The organism is Vogesella mureinivorans, assembly GCF_007644035.1.
In the GTDB taxonomy this organism is placed as follows: Bacteria; Pseudomonadota; Gammaproteobacteria; order Burkholderiales; family Chromobacteriaceae; genus Vogesella; species Vogesella mureinivorans.
Genome location: NZ_VMTV02000722.1, coordinates 1 through 269 on the forward strand (window position 1 = coordinate 1; position 269 = coordinate 269).

The following is a 269-nucleotide window of genomic DNA, read 5'->3' on the forward strand; positions in this document are numbered from 1 at the left end:
TACTTCGATGAAGAATTGCCCAACCCTTGCGGGCACTGCGACAACTGCATCGATGGCGTCGAGACCTGGGATGCCACCGAGCCGGCGCGCCAGGCGTTGTCGGCTGTCTATCGCAGCGGCCAGCGTTATGGCGTCGGCCATCTGGTGGATATTCTGCTCGGCCGAGACAACGAGAAGATTCGCGCCGCCGGTCATCAGCACCTGGCGGTATTCGGCGTCGGCAAGGGCTTTTCCGAGGTCGAGTGGCGAACCCTGTTTCGCCAGTTGGT

General features: G+C 62.1%; 1 protein-coding gene. It reads left to right on the forward strand.

Annotated features, from left to right (window positions below; translation table 11 throughout):
- Positions 1-269, forward strand: a 269-nt coding sequence (locus FLQ44_RS17910) for an RQC domain-containing protein (protein WP_276607878.1), incomplete at both ends; no start/stop codon positions are given.